The organism is Candidatus Aquicultor secundus (genome assembly GCF_002791875.1).
GTDB classification, from domain to species: domain Bacteria; phylum Actinomycetota; class Aquicultoria; order Aquicultorales; family Aquicultoraceae; genus Aquicultor_A; species Aquicultor_A secundus.
Map to the genome: position 1 here is coordinate 1 of NZ_PFNG01000224.1, position 20,904 is coordinate 20,904.

The 20,904-nt window shown below is 51.4% G+C and carries 18 protein-coding genes and 1 tRNA gene; 5 read left to right on the top strand and 14 right to left on the bottom strand.

All coding sequences use genetic code 11. The features are described 5' to 3' along the window. Positions 1-219 precede the first annotated feature (219 nt). The 4 genes from COY37_RS09465 to COY37_RS09480 all read left to right on the top strand — a co-directional run bounded on the left by COY37_RS09465 (position 220) and on the right by COY37_RS09480 (position 6,344). On the top strand, positions 220-1,416 hold the full coding sequence (locus COY37_RS09465; RefSeq protein ID WP_286677881.1) for a C40 family peptidase: 1,197 nt from the start codon (positions 220-222) through the stop codon (positions 1,414-1,416). Positions 1,417-1,645: 229 nt separating this feature from the next. Continuing rightward, the gene (locus COY37_RS09470) at positions 1,646-3,088 is read left to right on the top strand and encodes a TldD/PmbA family protein (protein ID WP_286677882.1); all 1,443 of its coding nucleotides are present in this window, start codon (positions 1,646-1,648) and stop codon (positions 3,086-3,088) included. Beyond that, positions 3,085-4,422 carry a TldD/PmbA family protein gene (locus tag COY37_RS09475; RefSeq protein ID WP_286677883.1) on the top strand — a complete coding sequence of 446 codons (1,338 nt, stop codon included), beginning with the start codon at positions 3,085-3,087 and terminating at the stop codon, positions 4,420-4,422. Before COY37_RS09470 ends, COY37_RS09475 begins: the two co-directional genes overlap by 4 nt. An 839-nt stretch (positions 4,423-5,261) precedes the next feature. Further along, a complete protein-coding gene (locus COY37_RS09480) occupies positions 5,262-6,344 on the top strand; it encodes a M23 family metallopeptidase (RefSeq protein WP_286677884.1) in 1,083 nt (360 codons plus the stop codon). Between the two features lie 5 nt (positions 6,345-6,349). On the opposite strand, the gene mnmA is transcribed toward COY37_RS09480, so the two are convergent. The 9 genes from mnmA to COY37_RS09525 all read right to left on the bottom strand — a co-directional run bounded on the left by mnmA (position 6,350) and on the right by COY37_RS09525 (position 15,921). Beyond that, positions 6,350-7,447, bottom strand: coding sequence for a tRNA 2-thiouridine(34) synthase MnmA (gene mnmA, locus COY37_RS09485; RefSeq protein WP_286677885.1), 1,098 nt, complete (start codon positions 7,445-7,447; stop codon positions 6,350-6,352). Positions 7,448-7,468: 21 nt separating this feature from the next. Then, on the bottom strand, positions 7,469-7,849 hold the full coding sequence (gene nifU, locus COY37_RS09490) for a Fe-S cluster assembly scaffold protein NifU (RefSeq protein ID WP_286677886.1): 381 nt from the start codon (positions 7,847-7,849) through the stop codon (positions 7,469-7,471). Between the two features lie 52 nt (positions 7,850-7,901). Then, the gene (gene nifS, locus COY37_RS09495; protein ID WP_286677887.1) at positions 7,902-9,086 is read right to left on the bottom strand and encodes a cysteine desulfurase NifS; all 1,185 of its coding nucleotides are present in this window, start codon (positions 9,084-9,086) and stop codon (positions 7,902-7,904) included. A gap of 29 nt (positions 9,087-9,115) precedes the next feature. Further along, entirely contained in the window at positions 9,116-9,859 is a 744-nt protein-coding gene (cysE, locus tag COY37_RS09500; RefSeq protein ID WP_353682421.1) for a serine O-acetyltransferase, read from the bottom strand. A 25-nt stretch (positions 9,860-9,884) separates the two neighbouring features. Then, positions 9,885-10,856: a cysteine synthase A gene (gene cysK / locus COY37_RS09505; protein ID WP_286677888.1), complete on the bottom strand. Its 972-nt coding sequence runs from the start codon at positions 10,854-10,856 to the stop codon at positions 9,885-9,887. Positions 10,857-10,932: 76 nt separating this feature from the next. After that, positions 10,933-11,379: an RrF2 family transcriptional regulator gene (locus COY37_RS09510; protein WP_286977374.1), complete on the bottom strand. Its 447-nt coding sequence runs from the start codon at positions 11,377-11,379 to the stop codon at positions 10,933-10,935. Positions 11,380-11,545: 166 nt separating this feature from the next. Continuing rightward, positions 11,546-12,364, bottom strand: a complete 819-nt coding sequence (gene larE / locus COY37_RS09515) for an ATP-dependent sacrificial sulfur transferase LarE (RefSeq protein WP_286677890.1) — start codon at positions 12,362-12,364, stop codon at positions 11,546-11,548. Beyond that, complete coding sequence (larB, locus tag COY37_RS09520) at positions 12,357-13,175, bottom strand: nickel pincer cofactor biosynthesis protein LarB (RefSeq protein ID WP_286677891.1); 819 nt, start codon at positions 13,173-13,175, stop codon at positions 12,357-12,359. The genes larE and larB overlap by 8 nt, the downstream gene beginning before the upstream one ends. 91 nt (positions 13,176-13,266) lie before the next feature. Further along, positions 13,267-15,921 carry a GAF domain-containing protein gene (locus tag COY37_RS09525; protein ID WP_286677892.1) on the bottom strand — a complete coding sequence of 885 codons (2,655 nt, stop codon included), beginning with the start codon at positions 15,919-15,921 and terminating at the stop codon, positions 13,267-13,269. 186 nt (positions 15,922-16,107) lie between these two features. Here COY37_RS09525 and COY37_RS09530 point away from each other — a divergent pair, with 186 nt between their 5' ends. Further along, positions 16,108-16,395: a hypothetical protein gene (locus COY37_RS09530; protein ID WP_286677893.1), complete on the top strand. Its 288-nt coding sequence runs from the start codon at positions 16,108-16,110 to the stop codon at positions 16,393-16,395. A 460-nt stretch (positions 16,396-16,855) separates the two neighbouring features. On the opposite strand, the gene COY37_RS09535 is transcribed toward COY37_RS09530, so the two are convergent. The 5 genes from COY37_RS09535 to COY37_RS09555 form a co-directional block, all read right to left on the bottom strand. After that, positions 16,856-18,247 carry an AlbA family DNA-binding domain-containing protein gene (locus COY37_RS09535; RefSeq protein WP_286677894.1) on the bottom strand — a complete coding sequence of 464 codons (1,392 nt, stop codon included), beginning with the start codon at positions 18,245-18,247 and terminating at the stop codon, positions 16,856-16,858. Between the two features lie 302 nt (positions 18,248-18,549). Then, positions 18,550-19,038, bottom strand: a complete 489-nt coding sequence (locus COY37_RS09540; RefSeq protein WP_286677895.1) for a hypothetical protein — start codon at positions 19,036-19,038, stop codon at positions 18,550-18,552. 99 nt (positions 19,039-19,137) lie between these two features. Next, positions 19,138-19,221, bottom strand: a tRNA-Leu gene (locus COY37_RS09545). A 95-nt stretch (positions 19,222-19,316) separates the two neighbouring features. Continuing rightward, positions 19,317-20,231, bottom strand: coding sequence for a Ppx/GppA phosphatase family protein (locus COY37_RS09550; RefSeq protein WP_286677896.1), 915 nt, complete (start codon positions 20,229-20,231; stop codon positions 19,317-19,319). Then, on the bottom strand, positions 20,212-20,772 hold the full coding sequence (locus COY37_RS09555) for a DUF501 domain-containing protein (protein ID WP_286677897.1): 561 nt from the start codon (positions 20,770-20,772) through the stop codon (positions 20,212-20,214). Before COY37_RS09555 ends, COY37_RS09550 begins: the two co-directional genes overlap by 20 nt. Between the last annotated feature and the right edge of the window lie 132 nt (positions 20,773-20,904).

Sequence of the window (20,904 nt, forward strand, 5' to 3'; positions counted from 1 at the left end):
TGTGACCTTCGGGTTATGAGCCCGACGAGCTACCGGACTGCTCCACCCCGCGTCGTTATGGCCGATTACCGGCAGATATGATGATAACACACATTTTTCCTCATTGCAAAACCAGAAAAGCCGTACTATACTGGGTTACTGAAGTGTCTTTTTGAAACGCTGGTAATCGCCAGCTCGGTATGGTAAAATATGCCTAAATAAACTTACCAGGAGGACTAATTGTATCGCCACAAGGCTGAACGCGTAATTCTCGCAGTCTTGATGCTGTTTTTTCTAGCACAACCAGTTTTCGCACTACCACTACCAGGCCAAACTGCCACGACACCGACAACCGATAATACAGCATTCACACAGAACCAGCAACAAAATACTGAAACAACAGCGACAACGACGTCCGGTGGCGCTACACCGGGGCTCGAACAGGCACTGGCTGATGCCGAAATGGCCGTCAGACAGGAGCAGGCTGAGAAAATTAAAACAGAACTCGATAGACTCGGTGATGAACTTGAGCGCTTAAACACGGACTACTTTGCCGAAAGCGCCAAGCTTGCAGCTATTGAACAGAGCCTCAACGAGACGCGAGAGCGCCTCCGCTGGTTTGAGGCCGAGCTTGAGGCGCAGCGCCAGGTACTCAACGACCGCCTCTCTAATATCTACAAGTATGGCGACGTCGAGCCAATCGACGCCATTATTAATAACTCCAGTTTCTCAGAACTCTTTACGCGTCTCAGCATGCTTATGAAGATCAGCGAGCAGGATGCGCAACTCTTGGATAAGCTCCACGATCAGAAAGAAAAGGTCGAGTCCGCAAAGAACGCGCTCGACCAGCTCTATGCACAGCAAAAAGAGATAACCGCAGAACTCGAAGGGCGGAAAAAAACCATCGAGGCCAAGATGAAGGAAGAATCCGACCTTCTGGCAAGTATCGATGTACAGACCAAACAGATCCTGCAGCAGGACGAGCAGAAGCAGCAGGAAGAGCAGATCAGTATCGTTAAGGCCCTGACGACTACACCGCAGTCGGTCGCCAGTAAAATCTCAGTGCAGCCGGGGACCATCGCGTTCGAGGCTCTGCAGTACCTGGGCGTACCCTACGTCTGGGGTGGCGAGGACCCCAAGATCGGCCTGGATTGTTCGGGTCTGGTTAAGGTTGTCTTCAAAAAATTCGGCGTCGACCTCCCCCATTATGCACGCTCACAAGCCGACCTCGGCGCAGCCGTGAGCTATGATGAGCTGCAGTCGGGCGATGTGGTCTTCTTCGGTCATCCGATCCACCACGTAGGTATTTACCTTGGCGAAGGTTACTTCATCCACGCACCGAAGCGCAACGACGTGGTCAAGATCAGCAAGCTGGCCGACCGCCACGACCATGCGGGTGCAAGGCGCATCATCAGCATCGTTCCGTCAGCCCAGTAACCGTATAGTCGCTTCTCTCCCAATTTGTTATGCACCGTTAATTCGTATTCCGCATAAACCCTTTCAGTATGATAGTATTGAATCCTTACGAGCGCTCTACCACCAACCACCCCAGGCACATAGGATGTACTACCTATCACTTAAGAAACGTGCTTAAATAGAAGCAGTTTTGGGAATTCAAGAATCATCCCTAACAAAAAAGCAAGAAATTAAGATACGAGGAGGATGAATGAAGGAGTTAACCTCGCTTGCCCTCGATGTCGCAAAAACATTCGGGGCTACCTATGCGGATATTAGAATTATTGAAGAACAAAGCGAGTCGATCACGATAAAAAAAGGCCGCGTTGAAGAGATTTCGGCCTCGACCAACTACGGGTTCGGGGTGCGGGTGCTGGCAAACGGCGCGTGGGGATTCGCCGGGAGTTTCCTGGTCGAGAAGCCGGAGGTCGAGCGGATCGCCCGTCTGGCGGTGGAAATCGCCAAGGCCAGTGCTATCCTGGCAAAGCAAAGCGTTGGGCTGTCGCCAGCACCGATCATCCAAGATAGCTACAAATCGGATGTCGAAATCGATCCCTTCGCCGTCTCTCTTGAGGACAAGCTCGCGCTTTTAAGCGAAGCCGAGGAAATTGTGCGAAAAACACAGGGGGTTACGATTTCTTCAGCCTCCATGAACATATCCAAAGAGAAAAAGATCTTTGCTAACCTTGAGGGCAGCTACATCGAGCAGGAGATCACCGAGTCGGGCGCCGTGCTTGATGCGGTTGCGATTAAGGGCAGCGATATCCAGGAGCGCTCGTATCCCAATTCGCATGGGGGCGATGTATCCACCGCCGGGTATGAGTTTATCCAGGGGATGCTGCTCAAAGATAATGCCTCCAGAATTGCCGAGGAGGCGGTTCAGCTCCTCTCGGCTAAACCATGCCCAAGCGGTGAGCTTACGGTTATTTTAAACGGTGATCAGCTTGCACTGCAGGTGCACGAGTCCTGCGGTCATCCGGTCGAGCTTGATAGGGTACTCGGAATGGAAGCGAGCTTTGCCGGAACGAGTTTTTTAACGCTGGATAAACTCAATAAGTTCCAGTACGGCTCCCCTGTTGTCAACATCAACTCGGATGCGACGATACCCCGGGCGCTCGGCACCTTCGGCTATGACGACGAGGGGGTTCCGGCACAGCGCTTTGATATCATAAAAAACGGGGTGTTTGCGGGCTACCTGACGTCGCGCGAGACGGCACCGGTCCTGAGACAAGCCAGCAACGGTTGCATGCGGGCCGACGGTTGGGGCAGGCTCCCTCTAATCCGCATGACCAATGTCAACCTGCTTCCCGGCAACTCATCCCTTGAGGGGATGATCGAGGGCGTTAAAGACGGGCTCTTCCTTTCGACCAATAGAAGCTGGAGCATTGATGATAAGCGTCTTAACTTCCAATTTGCGACCCAGATAGGTTGGGAGATCAAAAACGGCAAGCTGGGGGCCATGATTAAGAACCCCAACTACACCGGTATTACCCCCGAGTTTTGGAACTCATGCGATGCCATTGCGGGAAAGGATGAATGGCGCGTCTGGGGGCTTGCTAATTGCGGCAAGGGCGAGCCGATGCAGGTTGCGCATGTGGCGCACGGGGCGGCCCCGGCCAGATTTAGAAACGTTAAGGTGGGTGTTGGCAGATGATAGATAAACAGCGCATTCAAGATGCTTTAAAGACGGCGATAGACTACTCGACCGCAGACCAGCTCGAGGTACTTGCAAGCGGTCGCAGCATGGCCCTCACCCGCTTTTCAAATAACAGTATCCATCAGAATGTGGCCCAAACTAACGTGAGCATCTCCATCAGGGCGGTCATCGATAAGAGGCAAGGATATGCTTCCACCAACCGTCTCGACGAGAGTTCGATAAAAGAGATGGTCGACAAAGCGATAGAGATCGCAAAGCACAGGCCGCCGGACCCTGATTTTGTCTCTCTTCCGGAACCAAAGCCCACCATCCAGCGTGACCTCGTATCGAAATTGACCGTGGACTACTCACCGAACGACCGGGCATCGGATATAGGTAGGCTTGTCGGTGTGGTCGAGCCGAACAACTTGACCGCTGCCGGAGCGTATTCTACCGGGTACAGTACCGTTGGGGTGGCAAATACGCTTGGGGTGAATGCGGTTGAAACGATAAGTGAAGCCGAACTGCGGGCGGTCGTAATGTCCGGCACTAGTTCGGGCTATGCCAGCGCGACGGCGACCAGCGTCAATAACATCGATGTCGGCGCGCTTGCCGAGGCGGCAAAGAGCAAGGCGCTGGCAGGGCAAAACCCGATCGACCTTGAGCCGGGCACCTACACGGTCATCCTCGAGCCTGATGCGGTTGCGGATATGGTGTCATTTATGGCCTTCGCGGGCTTTGGGGCGCTTTCTGTACAGGAAGGGCGCAGCTTTATGAAGGATAAATTGGGTCAGAAGATCATGAGTCCGAATGTCTCGATCTGGGACGACGCGCTTGATCCCAACACCATCGGGCTTACCTTCGATTTCGAGGGTGTGCCCAAGCAGAAGGTGGTCTTTATCGACAACGGCGTGGCTAATGCGATCTGCTATGACAGCTATACCGCGAACAAGGAAGGAAAACAGTCCACGGGGCACGCGCTTCCGGCGCCTAACACTTATGGGCCGCTGCCGCTTAACCTTATCATGGCACCCGGGACGCACACCTTAGATGAGATGGTGAAAAGCTGCGAGCGGGCCATACTGGTCAGCCGGTTTCATTATACCAACCTCGAGGACCCGATAAAGACAACGCTTACCGGCATGACGCGGGACGGCACGTTTTTAATCGAAAACGGGGAGATTATAAAACCCATTAAGAATCTACGGTTCACGCAAAGCATCGTCAAGGCGCTTTTTGACGTGGATATGGTTTCTGAAGCCCGGCTGCTTAAAGAAGCGATTCTTGGGGCCGCGTACGTACCGTGGCTAAAAATCGGAGCGTTTAACTTTACCGGAGCGACGCAGTTTTAAGATGCGGCCTGCTTGCCTTTTAAAATAGACCCGGATAAGTAACTGGAGGGGCGCCATTACTTATCCGGAATCTATCATCAGAATAGCAGAACAGCACTGCTTATTGCAAGTATTATTGCTAATTGCCTTATATGGTATGTGTCTATAACTCCTGTTTATAGACTGTATACGTATAGCCTAGGGGGTATATTATTAAGATTGCGTTATCCCACCTACCTACCGCCCGCTAAACGCTATCGGCCGATACGTCGCATAAGCATCGAGCGCGAGTTCGCTTAAAGCCCAGGCACACCATGAAACTACTTTGGGCACTCAACCGTACACGCATAAACCGGTCCCCAGGATAAGAATATTTATTTTAAAGCTTACCTGACAATAGGTAATTGCATATCGCTACCTCGGGAAAGGTGTCTACTTAAGGGGAGTCTATGGCAATAAGCTGGAAAATTATGGCTAGACATTTAAGTGATCTTCAGTCAAAATCTAGGACTTAGGGTAATAAAAAAGAAGGGAGTTGGTAGATAAGAGCCGATTTACAACAAATATATAGCGCTTACATGTGTTTCCAAGAACACATATTGTTAAGATTGATCAATGCCAAGTTAGCTTTTTATATATGCAACAATCATCGCAGCACAGGTCCCAGATTATATAAACAAGAACCCCTTAATCCACAGATTACTTCATTTAATCCAGTACTAAAAAACCTATTTAAGACATGCAGTTTAATCTCGATTAAAATTTTCCGACCACCCGGCCGATAATAGCGCTGCAAAACATTGCGGTTGCGGCTTTATTTAATCTCGAAAGGAAGTGATGTTTTGAGTTTGCGAAGAATTATGTTACTTTTGCCAGTGTTCGTAGTGCTGTTTGCACTTTTAAATATTCCTTTGTCGGAGGCATCGCAAACAAGCGTATATCATAAAGACATCCAGGGAATACAAGATCAGATAATTAAGATGAAAGCCGATCTAAATGTCGCTATCGTCAACCACCACCACGCCAGCTCCGAATTTCAGTCTGTAGACTTGAAAATCGATGTAAATGAGGCAAAGCTGACACAGACTCAGCACGAACTCAATGGAATCAAAAAGGATCTCGATACGACGATCGCTTCTTCGGGCAGCCTGGGATCACCCAGCCTGCTCTCTGTCCTCGCATTCTCTCGAGACTTCGGAGACTTGACAAGTAGAGTCACCACAACCCTTTTCGCCGTCGACCACTACATCGAAACCGCCATTCGGCTACACTCATCGCAGGATAAACTCGTGCAGGAGAACCTGGCGCTCGCTGCCTTGCGACGCGAAAAAGAGGCCAAGCTTAAGGTAGCGGAGTTCAAGCACATCGAAATAGATCGAGCGCTTAAACTGGAGAACACCTCTCTCGCTTTATTGGTGCAGCAGGAAGCATCCGTTGAGCAAGTTGAGCGTCACGGTTCAAGTGGAAAAATCGCGATGGCGGGTGTCGATTCTTCGTGGAGCCAGAGTTACGTGTCGCGTGGAGCCCCCCGCTCTGGGTTTATGTTCCCGGTCGCGGGAGCGCATTCGTATACCGATAGCTGGGGCGCCGCACGCTCTGGGGGTCGCAGACATAAGGGCACGGATATTATGGCCTCGAGGGGTACACCGGTCGTAGCCTGTGTGGCCGGTGTTATTAGCCGGACTTCGCCCCAGAGCCGTGGACTCGGCGGTATTATGATTTGGCTCAAGGGCGATGACGGGAATGAATACTTCTTCGCCCATTTAAATAACGTCGCCAGCGGCATAACCGCAGGAACCAGGGTCAACAAAGGGCAGACCATAGGGTATGTTGGGAGCACCGGAAATGCCAGCGAATCGGCGCCCCACCTGCATTTTGAAGTACACCGTGGCGGCGGATCGGCAACCGACCCTTATCCTCTGCTTACAAGCACGGGCAACTAAACATATTAGAGAGACCTTTCGATGGTGCCGCCGCCTACCACTACTTCTCCATCGTAAAACACAACCGCCTGCCCGGGCGTAATCGCCGATTGCGGGTGTTCAAATTCAACCAGTATCCTGCCTTCGGGCTCGGGCGAGATCATCGCGGGCGACTCGGATGCTTTATACCGGATTTTCGCTGCAACGGGCATCGGGGCAATAAGCTCGCGGATGGAGATCAGGTTGACGCCATCCGCAAGAAGGGCGGTTTTCCCCAGGTCTTCCTTGGTTCCCACGATGATGGCGTCTTCTTCTTCCTTGATAGAGACAACGTAGAGCGGAACCGGTGAGGAGATTCCAAGCCCTTTCCTCTGCCCTATCGTGTAATGGATAATGCCCTTATGGACCCCTAACACGTTTCCCTGCTCGTCATAGATAGGACCCGGCTTCTCAGCGCCGGGGGTGTATTCGGTGACGAATTTAGGATAGTTTTTATCGGGGACGAAGCAGATTTCCTGGCTCTCCGCCTTCTGGGCTACGGCGAGGCCGAGTTCGGCAGCCTTTTTGCGTGTTGCCTGCTTGCTGAGGTGCCCGACGGGAAACATCGTATGGGCGAGTTGATCTTGCGTTAGAACGTAGAGCACGTAGGATTGATCCTTGCTCTTGTCGATGCCCTTTTTAAGAAGGTATCTGCCCCTTGAATCATCGAACTCAATGCGCGCGTAGTGGCCGGTCGCTATATAGTCCGCACCGATCGCCATAGCCTTATGGCGCAACGCCTGGAATTTGACGAATTGGTTGCATCGGATGCACGGGTTGGGCGTGCGCCCGCCCTTGTATTCAGATACGAAATTCTCGATGACTTCTTGCTTGAATATTTCGCGGAAATCAAAGGTATAGTGCGGTATGCCTAACTTATAGGCGACGTTCTTGGCGTCGTCGGTCGCTGAAAGCGAGCAACACCCGCCAAAGCGCTCGGCCTCCTCAGCGGTTTTAGCCGACGGCCATATATTCATAGTTATACCGATAACCTCGTAGCCCGCTTCGACAAGTAGAGCGGCCGCAACCGAGCTATCGACTCCCCCACTCATGGCGCAGACCACTCTTTTTCTTAGTTCAGCCATAATGTAGTTATTCTGTACGACCTACTTTTCTTCCGTGCCGGATTTTGAACGATAGTCCTTGATTGCCTCTCGCAGGCCGTCTGCGGCAAGTACGGAGCAGTGCATCTTCTGCGGGGGCAAACCGTCCAGCGAATCGGCGATATCCTGCCGCGAGATCTTCTCGGCCTCCGCAAGGGGTTTCCCTATAGCAAGCTCGGTAATCATGCTGCTTGTTGCGATAGCGGCTCCGCAACCGAGCGTCTTAAACTTTATATCCTCAATCTTGTCGTCCTTAACCTTAATGGTGATGCGCATCAAATCGCCGCAGGTTGGATTGCCGACCTCGCCGACACCATCCGGGTTCTCGACTTCCCCGACATTTCGTGGATTTCTAAAGTGCTCCATTACTTTTTCACTATACATACCTATATCTCCTTACATGCTTCCTAAGCTTATAAATTATAATTCACCGATTTTAGCACTTGCTTTTACCCCAGGATGCGTCCAGCGGGGACATTGCTCTCAAGCGCTCGATGGTCGGGGGCAGTATATCTAAAACGTAATCGATATCTTCTTTAGTCGTCTCTTTGCCGAGCGTGAGCCTGAGAGAACTATGCGCTATCTCGGCGGGAATACCCATGGCCAACAGTACATGTGATGGGTCGAGGGTTCCCGATGTACAGGCCGAGCCACTCGATGCGCTTATGCCCTCCATATCAAGACTTAGAAGAATCGCCTCTCCCTCTGCGCCGACAAGGCACATGCTAACGTTATTTGGAAGCCTCTTTGACGGATGCCCGTTTAGCCTGGAGTTTGGGATTTTCTCAAAAATGCCCCGGATGAGATGGTCGCGAAGCTCGGCAAGACGGGTGGCTTCAGCCGCCATCTCGCGCTCGGCGATCTCAACCGCCTTGGCGAAACCGACGATTCCGGCCACGTTATGCGTGCCGGCCCTGCGGTTATTCTCCTGACTACCGCCCTGCATAAACGACACCATGCGCGTGCCCCTTCGTATGTAGAGCACTCCCACGCCTTTAGGACCGTAGAGCTTATGCGCCGAAACCGAGAGTAAATCGACGCCAAGGTCGTTAACATTTACCGGAATGTGGCCGAATGTTTGAACCGCGTCGGTATGCAGATACACGCCTTTTGCACGCGTTACTTTGCTTATTTCCTCAAGCGGCTCGATGGTGCCGACCTCGTTGTTGGCATGCATGACGGAAACCAAAACCGTTGTATCCGTTATCGCCTTTTCAACATCGGCCGGATCGACGATACCGTGCTCGTCGACCGGTAGATATGTGAGTTCAAAACCGCGCTTGTTTAAGAAATGACAGGGCTCAAGGACGGCATGATGCTCAATCGGCGTGGCAATGATATGCTTACCCTTTTTCTCATTAGCATAGGCCACGCCTTTTATGGCAAAGTTATCCGCCTCGGTGCCGCCGCTCGTAAAGACAATTTCCCGTGAGTCGGCGCCGATGAACGCCGCCACCCGGTCGCGGGCATCCTCTATCGCACCCCTCGCATTTCTACCCAGTGTATACAGGGAAGAGGGATTACCGAATTCCTTTGTAAAGTAGGGTGTCATCACCTCGACTACTTCGGGTCGCATCGGCGTTGTCGCCGCATAATCCAGATAAATAAACTTCTCCTCCAAAACTATCTGCCTCCTCTTCCAGTTATTGTTTAGATTCCTTCTTCTTTGACCGGTTCCATGTCAAGATCGCACGTTGTGCTCTCGCCATCGGCAGAATCCTCTGCAACCAGGCGCAGCGATGGAGCGTTTTGCTGCTTTGCAAGCTCGTCTATCTTTTGCTCGAGTTCGCGGATCCTATCGCCCAGGCACTTAATGGCTTGCGCCTCAGGATCCGGCAAGTGCCCGTGCTGAAGCTCTTCCTCGGCGGTAAGCCGCTGCCCTTGGGACATAACGACCCTGCCGGGAATACCGACTATGGTCGTATTAGCCGGGACCGAACGCACCAGAACCGAACCCGCGCCCACCTTGACGTTGTCGCCTACGGTAATGGCACCCAGCACCTTGGCCCCCGCGCCAACGACGACGTGATTACCGAGCGTGGGGTGACGCTTACCTTTTTCCTTGCCGGTGCCACCGAGCGTGGCGTTCTGGTAGACGAGGACATCATCGCCGATCTCTGTCGTTTCACCGATAACAACGCCCATCCCGTGGTCGATAAAAAAGCGTCGCCCGATTGTCGCCCCGGGATGGATTTCTATACCGGTAACAAACCTACTAAACTGGGACATAACACGTGGGATGAGCGGCACGCGCTTCTTATACAGATAATGGGCAAGGCGATGCATCATGATTGCATGAAATCCCGGGTAGCACAGCAACACCTCGATAACGCTTTTAGCCGCCGGATCCTTTTCAAATGTAGTATTGATCTCCTCTTTAAGAGTTCGAAACATGCAAACACCTCCCCGTATGCCCGGCTTACTCCAACTCGGAATAGACCGGATTACTTAAATATCTCTCACCGGTATCCGGCAAGATAACTACGACTGTTTTTCCCGCATTCTCGGGCCGCTTGGCGACCTCGACCGCCGCATAGACCGCCGCGCCGCTCGATATGCCGGCAAGAATGCCTTCTTCCCGCGCCAAGCGACGCGCAAACTCGATCGCCTGGTCGTTTGTTACCGTAACGACCTCGTCAATTATATCTTTATTTAAGACCTTAGGAACAAATCCCGCGCCGATTCCCTGTATCTTATGTGCCCCCGGCTGCCCGCCCGAAAGGACCGGCGAGTCGGCCGGCTCGACCGCAACTACCCTCAGCTCCGGCTTTTTCTGTTTTATAGCCTCGGATACGCCGGTAATCGTGCCACCGGTACCGACGCCGGCTACAAAGATGTCAACCACACCGTCGGTATCCTGCCAGATCTCCTCAGCGGTGGTTCCCCTGTGGGTATCCGGATTAGCCGGGTTTTCAAACTGCTGCGGCATATAGTAGTCGGGGTGTTCGCGTTGTATTTCTGCTGCTTTGGCGATAGCGCCATTCATTCCCTCGGCTCCGGGAGTAAGAACAAGTTGCGCCCCGTATGCCTTGAGCAGAGTCCTTCGCTCGATGCTCATGGTGTCGGGCATGGTAAGTATTACGCCGTATCCCCGTGCCGCTGCTACGAATGCAAGTGCGATGCCGGTATTGCCGCTGGTCGGCTCGACAATTGTCGTTCCCGGCCCCTTGAAGCTTGCCGGCGTTACGATAGTCTGGCCCCGCTTTAACTTGCCCTCGCGCTCGGCCCAATCGATCATGTTGACGCCGATCCTGTCTTTCACGCTTCCGGCCGGGTTAAAGGATTCCACCTTTGCAACCACGATAGCCTTTGCCCCATCGGTTACCCGGTTTAGGCGTACCAGCGGCGTCTTGCCGATTGTTTCCGTGATGTCGTTGTAGATACGTCCCACGATTACTCCTCGATTCCTTAAAAATCTCTTGATATCTTAGGTACATATTTTAGATACGGGTCTTAATCCAGTATATTTAAATATGGTACATCGGCTGTGCGGACTGGTCGTAGCTTATCTGCCGCTTAGCCAGTTGCGCAAGGGTCATACCCCTCAACACGCGCTCAACGGCAAGGCCTACCTGACACCAAACGTCCTGCACGGCGCACTGCGTGTTCTTAGCGCATTCAGGAACGCCGTTGCCTACGCAAGTAACGGTTGAGAGTGGCCCTTCCAGGGCCTCGATGATTTCAAAGACGGTTATAGCCTCCGGGGCGCGCGACAGCATGACGCCTCCCTGGGCGCCGCGTTGGCTTTTAACCAGGCCCGCTTTGCGTAATGCCGTAATCTGCTGTTCCAAAAAACGCTCGGGGATCCCTTGCCGCATCGCTATCTCGCGGACACCTATCGGTCGCTGGCCGTAGTAGCCGGATATATCCACAAGAGCCCTTAGCGCATACTCACTTTTTGCAGAAAATTTCACCGTTTCTCCCTAATACACTTGATATCCTTGTATTTCTACAATTCCGATAAAATTAGTGCGCTTAGTCGTAGCTTATCACCGTAAAAACCCGGATGTCAAATAAATTTGCATCTATAGACGGGATTTTTTGAGGGTGGATGCCGGGTGAACGGCAAAAATCGCTTAATTATTTATTGAGAACCTTGTTCATGCTGCCGCTTTTAAAGCCCGCGAGATCAAGTGCGACAAAATAAAAGCCAAGTTGCTTTATCCTGGTCGTGATTTCGTCGGCTCGGCGAATAACCTCTTGCATGTCATCCGCGGGCACCTCTATTTTTGCAAGGTCACCGTGGTGGCGAACCCGCAGCTGCCTGAAGCCTAGCTCTTTTAGATACCGCTCACCCTCGGCTACCTGGTTGAGCTTATCTTCGGTTATGCGTTCACCGTAAGGAATCCGCGAGGCAAGACAGGCCGCGCTCGGCTTATCCCAGGTGGATAGGCCCAAAGCCCGCGAGAGTTCACGGATATCGGGTTTTGTTAGACCGGCTTCTTTGAGCGGGCTTCGAACACCAAGTTCGCGGACCGCCTTTGTGCCCGGGCGCCAGTCGTTATCATCGTCGGCGTTGGAGCCCTCGGCAACCCACTTGAACCCCCGTGCCGCCTGGATATCTTTTAAAGCGGAGAAGCGCTCCTTTTTGCAGTAGTAGCAACGCTCAGGCGGGTTTGCGATGAAGTCTTCGCTCTCGAACTCGTCGGTCTTTACCGCAAGATGGGCCGCACCGATGGCGGATGCCACTTCGCCGGCTTCATCGAGTTCGTCCCCGGTAAGAGTGGCGGAATCGGCGGTCACCGCAAGCACGTTATCGCCAAGCAGGTCGTGGGCGCTTTTCAATAAAAACGTGCTATCGACACCGCCGGAGTACCCGATGAGCATGCTCCCCATCTCATTGAGAATGGTTATCAGTACAGAGTGTTTTTGCTGTAATTCAAGGGGCAGATTAGTCATTTGCGCCATCGCCTAGTTCTACTGTCTCACCCATCTCACCTATCTCATCTGCTTCGCCTATCTCGCCTATCCTATTAATAATCGCGGCAAGATATCCCGCGCCGAAGCCGTTATCGATATTCACTACAGAAACACCGCTTGCGCATGAGTTGAGCATGGTAAGAAGCGGGGCCAGGCCTCCAAAATGCGCACCATACCCAATGCTTGTGGGCACGGCGATAACCGGGCAGGAGGCAAGGCCGCCCACCACGCTTGGCAAGACGCCGTCCATGCCGGCTACGACAACAAGCACCTTGGCAGAGGCAATCTTCTCATAAAAGGCAAGAAGCCGGTGTAGACCGGCAACGCCGACATCGAAGACACGGGCAACCTTTGCGCCGAGCACCTCCGCGGTTATAGCGGCCTCCTCGGCAACCGGTACATCCGCGGTTCCCGCACTGATAACGATTACATTCCCAACCGCCATTTTGCTCGGACGCCTGTCGACGATGATTATTCTGGCCTGGGAATGGTAGATCGCCTCGGGTTCAATTTCTTGCACCGCGCGGTATGCCGCCTCATCAGCCCTTGTGGCGAGAAGCGTACCGCCGTTATCGAGAAGCGTTTGCGCGATATTTCTAATCTGCTCCGGGGTCTTCCCCTGGCAGAAGATGACCTCGGGGAAACCCTTTCTAATCGCCCTGTGGTTGTCGACCTTCGCAAACTCAAGATCGGTAAAGGGTAAGTGCTTGAGCCGCTCATAGGCCTCTTCAACACCCACGTCGCCGTTTTTTAGCTGTTCCAGTACCTGCCTGATAATGTTGTCGTGCATGAACTCCCCCATATCTAAAGACGAAATTCAGTATAACCAGCATCGAGTGCTTGTGCAACTTTACCGGCCTATAGGGCGGAGTAATTGGGGGCTAGGTGGGGTTTCGTTTAAGCACGCTGAGCGCAATATCATCGGTCAGCCGGCCTTCGGTAAACGAGGTAACATCGGCCACTATACGGTTGACGATATCGGCTGCGGAAAGGTCCGCGCTCTCGGTGACGACCTGCATGAGACGCTCCGCTCCGTAAAACTGCGAGCCGTGGCGCGCCTCAATAAGCCCATCGGTGTAAAGAACCAGGATATCGCCGGCGCCAAGCCGCTCGACGGCCTCGGAAAAGCTCAGCTCGGGAAGGATGCCGAGCGCCGCGTTTACGTTTTCGACCAGGTGCGATTTCTGCAGACGGGCCACGTAATGAACCGGGAAGGGGTGGCCCGCATTTGATATTAAAAGGCGTCCGCTCTCCCAATTGTAGATAACGTAAAGCAACGTGATGAACCTTCCCGGCTCGATCTCGCGGGCGATGACTTTATTTGCGAACTCCATCACGGCCGAGGCGTGTTTTGATTGGAACGCAAACGAGCGCACCGTATATTTTGCGAGGGCCGTCGTCGAGGCGGCCTCGATTCCCTTGCCGCTCACATCGCCTATCGCAAGGCCGATAAGATTGTCGGAGAGTTCGATGAAGTCGTAAAAATCACCGCCTACCCTACCAACATCGCTGGATGATGTATAAAATACAGCGGTGTCGGTGCTTGGTATCTGTGGAATGGTCTCGGGCAAGAAACTTCGTTGCAGAACATCGGCCACGTAGCGCTCACCCTCGTAGAGCCGTGCATTTTCAATGGCGATTGCCGCCTGGGACGCTATCGATTTGGCGAACGCAATCTGGTCGCCGTCGAATTCATGCACGTTATCGGTGTGCCCGAGCGTGATAACGCCTATCGCTTTATCCTTCACGATAAGCGGAAGCACCAGGACAGAGCGCAGGCCAAACATCTCGACGTATCTATGCGGAATCCTCGGATCGGTGCCAGCGTTATTAATGAGAACGGCGTTTCCCGTGCGTATCGCCTCAATCGCCATCTTAAAACTCTCGGCATCCTCGACCATATCCTCGATGTGTTCGCTCGCCGGACCGTACCCCATTTTTCCATAAAACATACCCTCCTCGGCCTGGTAAAAGAAAATACCGCCCGCTTCCGTACCGATGGCCTTACTTATCTCGTTGATGACCAGGTGCAGTACTTCGGATAGCTCGAGGGTCGAGGTGATAAGCCGGCTTATTTCGTTAGCGGCCTCGCTTCTTCTGGCGCGTTGCCTGGTCTCTTCAAAGAGATGCGAGTTTTCCATAGCGATCGCCGCCTGACGGCCTACCGCCTCGATAAGCGAGAGGTCGGCTCCGGTAAATTTCTTGACTTCGCTTAAGTGCGCCACCAGCAGCGCCCCGGTCAGACGGTTCTCCACCATCAACGGGGTCACAATTACCGCGTGCATCCCGCAACCAATAAACTCCGGTGGGGCGCCCGGGTAGGCGGCGCAGTCGTTAACCACCGCGGGGCGCCTCGTGGCTAAGACTTCACCGGTTAATCCCTCTCCGATTTTTAGTTTTGTTTTTGAAAGGATATCGGGAAGGCGGTAGATATATTGGTAGGTAAACGTACCGGTCCCCTCATCGTAGAGGCCGATCGCACCTGCATCCGCATCCACTATTTGGACAGCGCGTTTAACGATAATGGGGAGCAACCTGTTAAGCTCAAGACCAGAGGTTATCTCGAGCGACATGCGGCTTAGTATCCTTAAATTACGGTTCTGGTCCCTCAAACCGCGCGCGGACTCCCGTATCTTTTCAAACAGCCGGGCGTTCTCAACGGCAACAGCCGCCTGCCTCCCTATACCTTCAAGCAGCCAGAGACTCCGTTCCGTGAATTTATTTTGGGGAACGAACCCAAAAACACTTAATACTCCGAATACCGTTCCTTTAGAGGAGATCGGCACGAGTATAATCGATTTAACCCCGGCATCGACGAACTCCTGCATTGCCCCTTCATAGGTCGGATAACCCTTAATGATTATCGATTTCTTGGTAACCATCACGTAATCCGCAAGCCGGCTGCCTTTTGCGTTTATCGCTTTTTCCAGGTTCCTTGGAATATTGTACATATAGGGATAGCGTAAGGCCTTGCGTTTTTCGTCGTAGAAACCTATGGTGCCGGCAGCGCCATTGACGATGTCGACGGCGTTTTTCACCACGCTCGTGAGGATATCCGTCAGGTCCAGGCGAGACGTAATCTCAAGCGCGACTTTATTCAATATCTCGAGATTATCGTTCCTCTCAGTGATCTCCGCTTCGATTTTCTTACGCTCCGTTATGTCCCTGAAAATGCTCAATATAAAGGGATGCCGGCCGATATCTATCACTTTGGCGTTTACCTCGACCGGCATGAGCATACCGTCTTTGCGCTTGATATGGGTATCGGTTACATTCCACACTATTCCCAGGCGTTGCAGGTCGTCCAGTATGCGCTGAACCCTGGGGCGCTCCTGGTGAGGACGCAGATCAAAAGCGGTCATTCGAAGGAGTACCCGGCGCGAATAACCGGTGAGTTTTTCGGCGGATTCATTAGCATCGGAGATTGAGCCGTCCATAGTAAAAATAAACACCGCATCAAAAGCCTCGAAGAACAGCTTTCTAAACTTTTCCAGCTCTTTCTGCAGTTCGTCATTTTCCCTCGATCGCTCGTACATAATCGATCTGTGGCCAGGCGGTACCTTTTCCTGAAGGCATCGCCCTGCGCCCCATCCTTTCCATATTTCTCCGATACTTAGTTGTTCCCACTAAAACCGCTGTATAAAACCAAATTACCGGGCAACCCGCCCGATAGAATCGGGACTCCATGGGGTAGATTAAGTGGGATTGAAGGTGAAATAGAGATGGATATTAGCAGCCTGAGCATCGCGCTTGTCTCATATTTGACCGGGGCCGTTGCAGTATACGCGTACACAAATCGAAACAGGTATCCGGACCTGGCGTTGGCATCGGCGGCAATATTTACGTTTGCCACGGCGATGCTGCTTCGCGGCTTCTCTGTTCTTACGGATGTCTCCGGTTTTCTGATTAATCTGTCAACGCTTCTCCTGGCAGTCGCAGTACTTCTCTTTATGTTCAGGATAACGCGGTGGCTCTATGAGAGCGTCAGGAACTATTTAAGCAGACGGTAGGGTAGTAAAGTTGCTCTTATTTTCCGCCAACGCTATGCCGAGGAATAAGAAAATTAATCCTCCTATCGGTATATATTAACAAAATTAATTGGATTTTAGAATTTCCTTTGTCTTGGCAAGGAACACTTCTGCATTCTCAAGTGCTGCTTCTGCTCCCTCTTTTGAAAAATCATTATTTTATTATACAGCCGAAGGGCTTGATCCTGGCAATTAGACCAGATTTTCATTTGTTTAAGAATCGGTGCACCAGGCAAGCCACTGTTCGAACAATATTTTAAAGGTGTTTGAACAGTTGGAGAAGTTGATTCGATTAGATTAAGTGTGCCCGCTGTTCAATCATGTCATGAATCGTGTCATTTTCATTAGAATCGCGCCATTAAATGCGCCATTTCTATCCGAAATGAGCCACTTGAAAATGAGCCAGGAAACGCGCCAAAAATCTTATAAATGAGCCAACAAGCTAGCTTCTTGAAGAATAATGCGCACCTCTTCCGCTACCTCGCAATATAATTAGATTGGTTTTACCAGCTAATTCTGCTAACTCACGAGTTGCGGTTCGTCGAGACACGTCAAAAACTCGGCGGTATTCTTGATTGGATAATAACAAACCTTCATTAACCATAAGCTCCAGTGCCTTGATTTGGCGTTCATTAAATCCGAGTGCCTTTAAGTCAGTTTCGCCTTCTTCGGGGATTAAATCAAGAATGTGCTCGCCAGGGCCATAAAAAGTAATCAAAAAGTGCTTTGCTTTTTCCTCAAGCTTTGGTTCTTTTAAGCCGTGGCTCTTCATCCAATTCTTCATCTTTGTAATGCCTGTGCCATATTCTTCCATCTCATCAATATCGTGGAATCGCTCGCAAAGTATTTCGTTTCTTGGCTGATGCACCCCTTCAAGCTGATTGATATCAAGTCCTTTTGGCGGACCGCCGGGGCTTAGAATTTCAACTCTGTCATCGTAAATCATAATTTGTATAGAGCCTTCTTGCTCGTAATCCCTGTGAACCAGGGCATTTACTATTGCTTCACGCAAAGCCTGGTAAGGGTACTCATAGGTGGTTTTGGCTTTAAAGCTAACTACCTTTTGGGCTTTTCGCGTGTTTCTTCTGATAAACTTTTCAGCATCGGCAAGCATCGCCGGCAAAGTGCCTTTTAGCCTTGCCTCGTCGATAAACTCGGTTCTTGCAGTGCCCTTAAAGCGGGCTATCTTCACTTGGCTTCTCGGCAGAAAGTGTTGGGGCTCCTTGCCGAAAAACAGAAGACCTGACCAGGTAGGTATTAGGTCGCTACTTATCGCGTGTAGATTTATAAGGATTTGTTCAAGGTTTGATTTGGGAAGAGATTGGTTTCTGATCTCGGCTCTTCGTTTTAAAAACCAATCAACCTTTTCGCCATCGATATCATCCAGGCCCGCGTTCTTGACAGGCAGTAAGTCAAAAGAGACTCTGTCTTCAAGGAGCAGGCTTCTAAATTCCTCACGCTCCATTTGAACGGTATTCTTGCCGACTCTTTTGTATGGTTTACCAAAAGCCAGATAGGGTTTGCTGCTGCCTTTACCAACTTTTACAACCAGCAATTTCTTACCATCAACTGTTAGAAGCTTGATCTCTGGATAAATAGCTGGATCGGTATTGGCGATTATCTTATTTGAGATTCGCTCAATGTTGTTCTTGCCGCTATCAATGCCGATCAAAGAGCCGTCATCGCCTACGCCAAAGATAACGATACCGCCGCTTGCATTTACAAAAGAGACCAGAACATGAATTGCCCGGTCTATTTCAGCAAAAGAGCGCTTAAATTCAACCCCTTGGCTTTCACCTTCTTTGAGTACCTTGAACAGGTCTTTTTCATCCATAAACCCATTCTATACCGACATTGAGAACTATTCAACCAGTCAAGAACTCAACAAACACGGATGGAAAAGCGGGGTACTTGATTTGAGGATTGATCTATATCCAGCAGTCTGTATGATCGGTGGTTCTGAAGGTATTAATCGATTTAATAACATTGTAGCAGCTAGAGGGGTGATAAAGTAGATAGTTTAGTGCTATTGCTTAAAAACAAAAGCTTGATCGTTATTAACCGGATTTTATAACCACTAGCCCTAGCCCCACGATTTAGCTTTTAACACTGGTGTATTAAAGCAATAACGTATTGCTAAAGACCTAAAATATGCCATGCATTATTAAATGGTTCTAAAAATGCCGAATCGTTCTTCTCGCTAATTGTGCGGTGCCTTTTATTGGGATCATGGGGTTTACCATCCCTTCCGGGTTTACTTAACCAATCTACCCGTTTTTCTTTGATTTTCAGATCTAATCTTTCAGTCGGCATAATATAATAACGAGGCATCGCTTCTATTTCAGGAAGATGTACCAGTATTGAGAAATCCGAATCATCAACGTTATGAAACAGCGTACCATCTTTTTTAGCGTTCCATTGCCAGGTATCATGTGGCTCTGTTTTTGTCTTTACTCTAATCTTTACAGCACTATTGTCAGAGGTTGCTAAAATATCGTATTCAGGTGCGTTTCTTGTTATTAATGCCGCATTTATACCTCGACGAAGCAGCTCTGCCATTACAAAGTACTCACCGGAATTCCCAAATAGAATTCCCTTTCCATTTTTATGTGTTCTTTTAGGCATACGTACCCCCACCAAGAACTATTCTTTACTATTAATAATAACTATTCCGAGGAGCAATAACATAAAAACGGCTCCGTAGAGCCATTATCTGGAAATTTGTGCCCGAGGCCGGAGTCGAACCGGCACGACCTAAAGGTCGGCGGATTTTAAGTCCGCTGCGTCTGCCTATTCCGCCACTCGGGCTTATTTTTCGTGGATTGGATTTTAGATAAATCTCTTGAAAAATCCTAGTTTAATGTACCCAGTTCACCGGATAAAGTCAAGGTCCGACCGGCCCATTAGCCGATCGAGTAAGCGATCCCGTCGAGGATGTCTTTCTCGCTTATGATCATTTCGGGAAAGCCGAGGCCCAAGAGCGTTTCCTCAAGAATAAGGGCTCCGGTAACGATTACGTCGGCCCTTTTTGGGTGCATGCCCTTTAGCGCCCGCCGCTCTTCGACCGGCATCGCGGCAAGTTGTTTAATAAGCGATGTGAGTTCGGAGAGGCCTATCCGTGCCCCGTGAATTTTCTCGGGGTCGTAAGGTTCTACCCCGTAGTAGATGGCTGCAATTTGGGTGGCCGTGCCGGCGACCGCGATAACTACATCGGGGCTTTCGACGGCGGCTTTCTCGAAGGCCGGCATGGCGGCCGTTCGGATCATCTCGCGTGCGCCCTTAAGCTCGGTGGCAAGCGGCGGGTCGTGTTTTATGAAAAGCTCGTAGAGGCGCACCGAGCCGATGTTAAGGCTGGTTGCGCCAAATACCTCGCCGTTTCTGCCATAAATGTATTCTGTGCTGCCGCCGCCCACGTCGACTACGAGCGCCAACTCATCGGGCTTGACCAGTGAACCGGGCCCGGCGACCCCAGCAAAGGTCAGGCGCCCTTCCTCTTCCCCGGAGATGACCTCGATTGTTAGGCCGAGGCGCTCCTTGACTATCGCTATGAAATCGGCGGAGTTTGCGGCATCGCGCATGGCGCTGGTTGCAACCACCCGCACGTTCTCTACACCATAGCGCTCGAATAGGTCTTTATGCTTGGAAAGCGCGGCAAGCGTGCGCTCCATGGCCCCCGGTTTGATCTTATGGGTGCGGTTTACATCCTCGCCGAGGCGGGTTATCTCGAGTTCGCGTCTCAAATCATGCCATCCGCCGTTTTTTTCGGCGATCAGGAGGCGTACCGAATTTGTTCCGATATCAATCGCGCCGATTTTCATTACGGTCGCAGGGCTCCTTGCATTCAAGGCCGGTTGATCCCGACAGTTCCTTTTCTACCAGCTCACCGATTGGATTATTACCATCAGCCAGGTAGTGTGCATAGTGCGCGTGAAGGCATTTTACGGCGTTTAAGTTATGCACGCCCCCCACACCGGTTTCAAACACCGGATGACCCGCCACACTTGTTTCTTCATCGATATCTTTATCTATATCCGTACCCGTGCCGGCTCTTCGCCGTAGCTTGTAGTCCTCCTGGGCACACTCAAGACGCTCGCGCAGCTCACTATCGACTGCAATGCGCTCGCGCAAACGCTCTGCCCAGCCATCATCTTCCATGCGGGATACCGCTTTAACCTTAAGCGGGCAGGTGAGCCAGTACAGCGTTGGGAACGGCTTTGCATCCTCTATAAACGCATGGGTTTCAACAACCTGCGGACAGCCGAAAGCACACCGTGAAGCTATCTTCTTCAGGCCTCTCGGTTTCCGCTTAAGCTGCGCATATACAGTTACCATATCTTTTCCGTCGATCGTCGTGTTCATTGTTTCAATTCTACCACATAGACATGAAGCGGCATGCCGCGACTCGCGCCACCATACGTGACCGGGCGCAAACACGTGCTTCACACGGGAAAGAACAAAAAAGTATCCCGGTAGGATACTTTTTTGACTTCT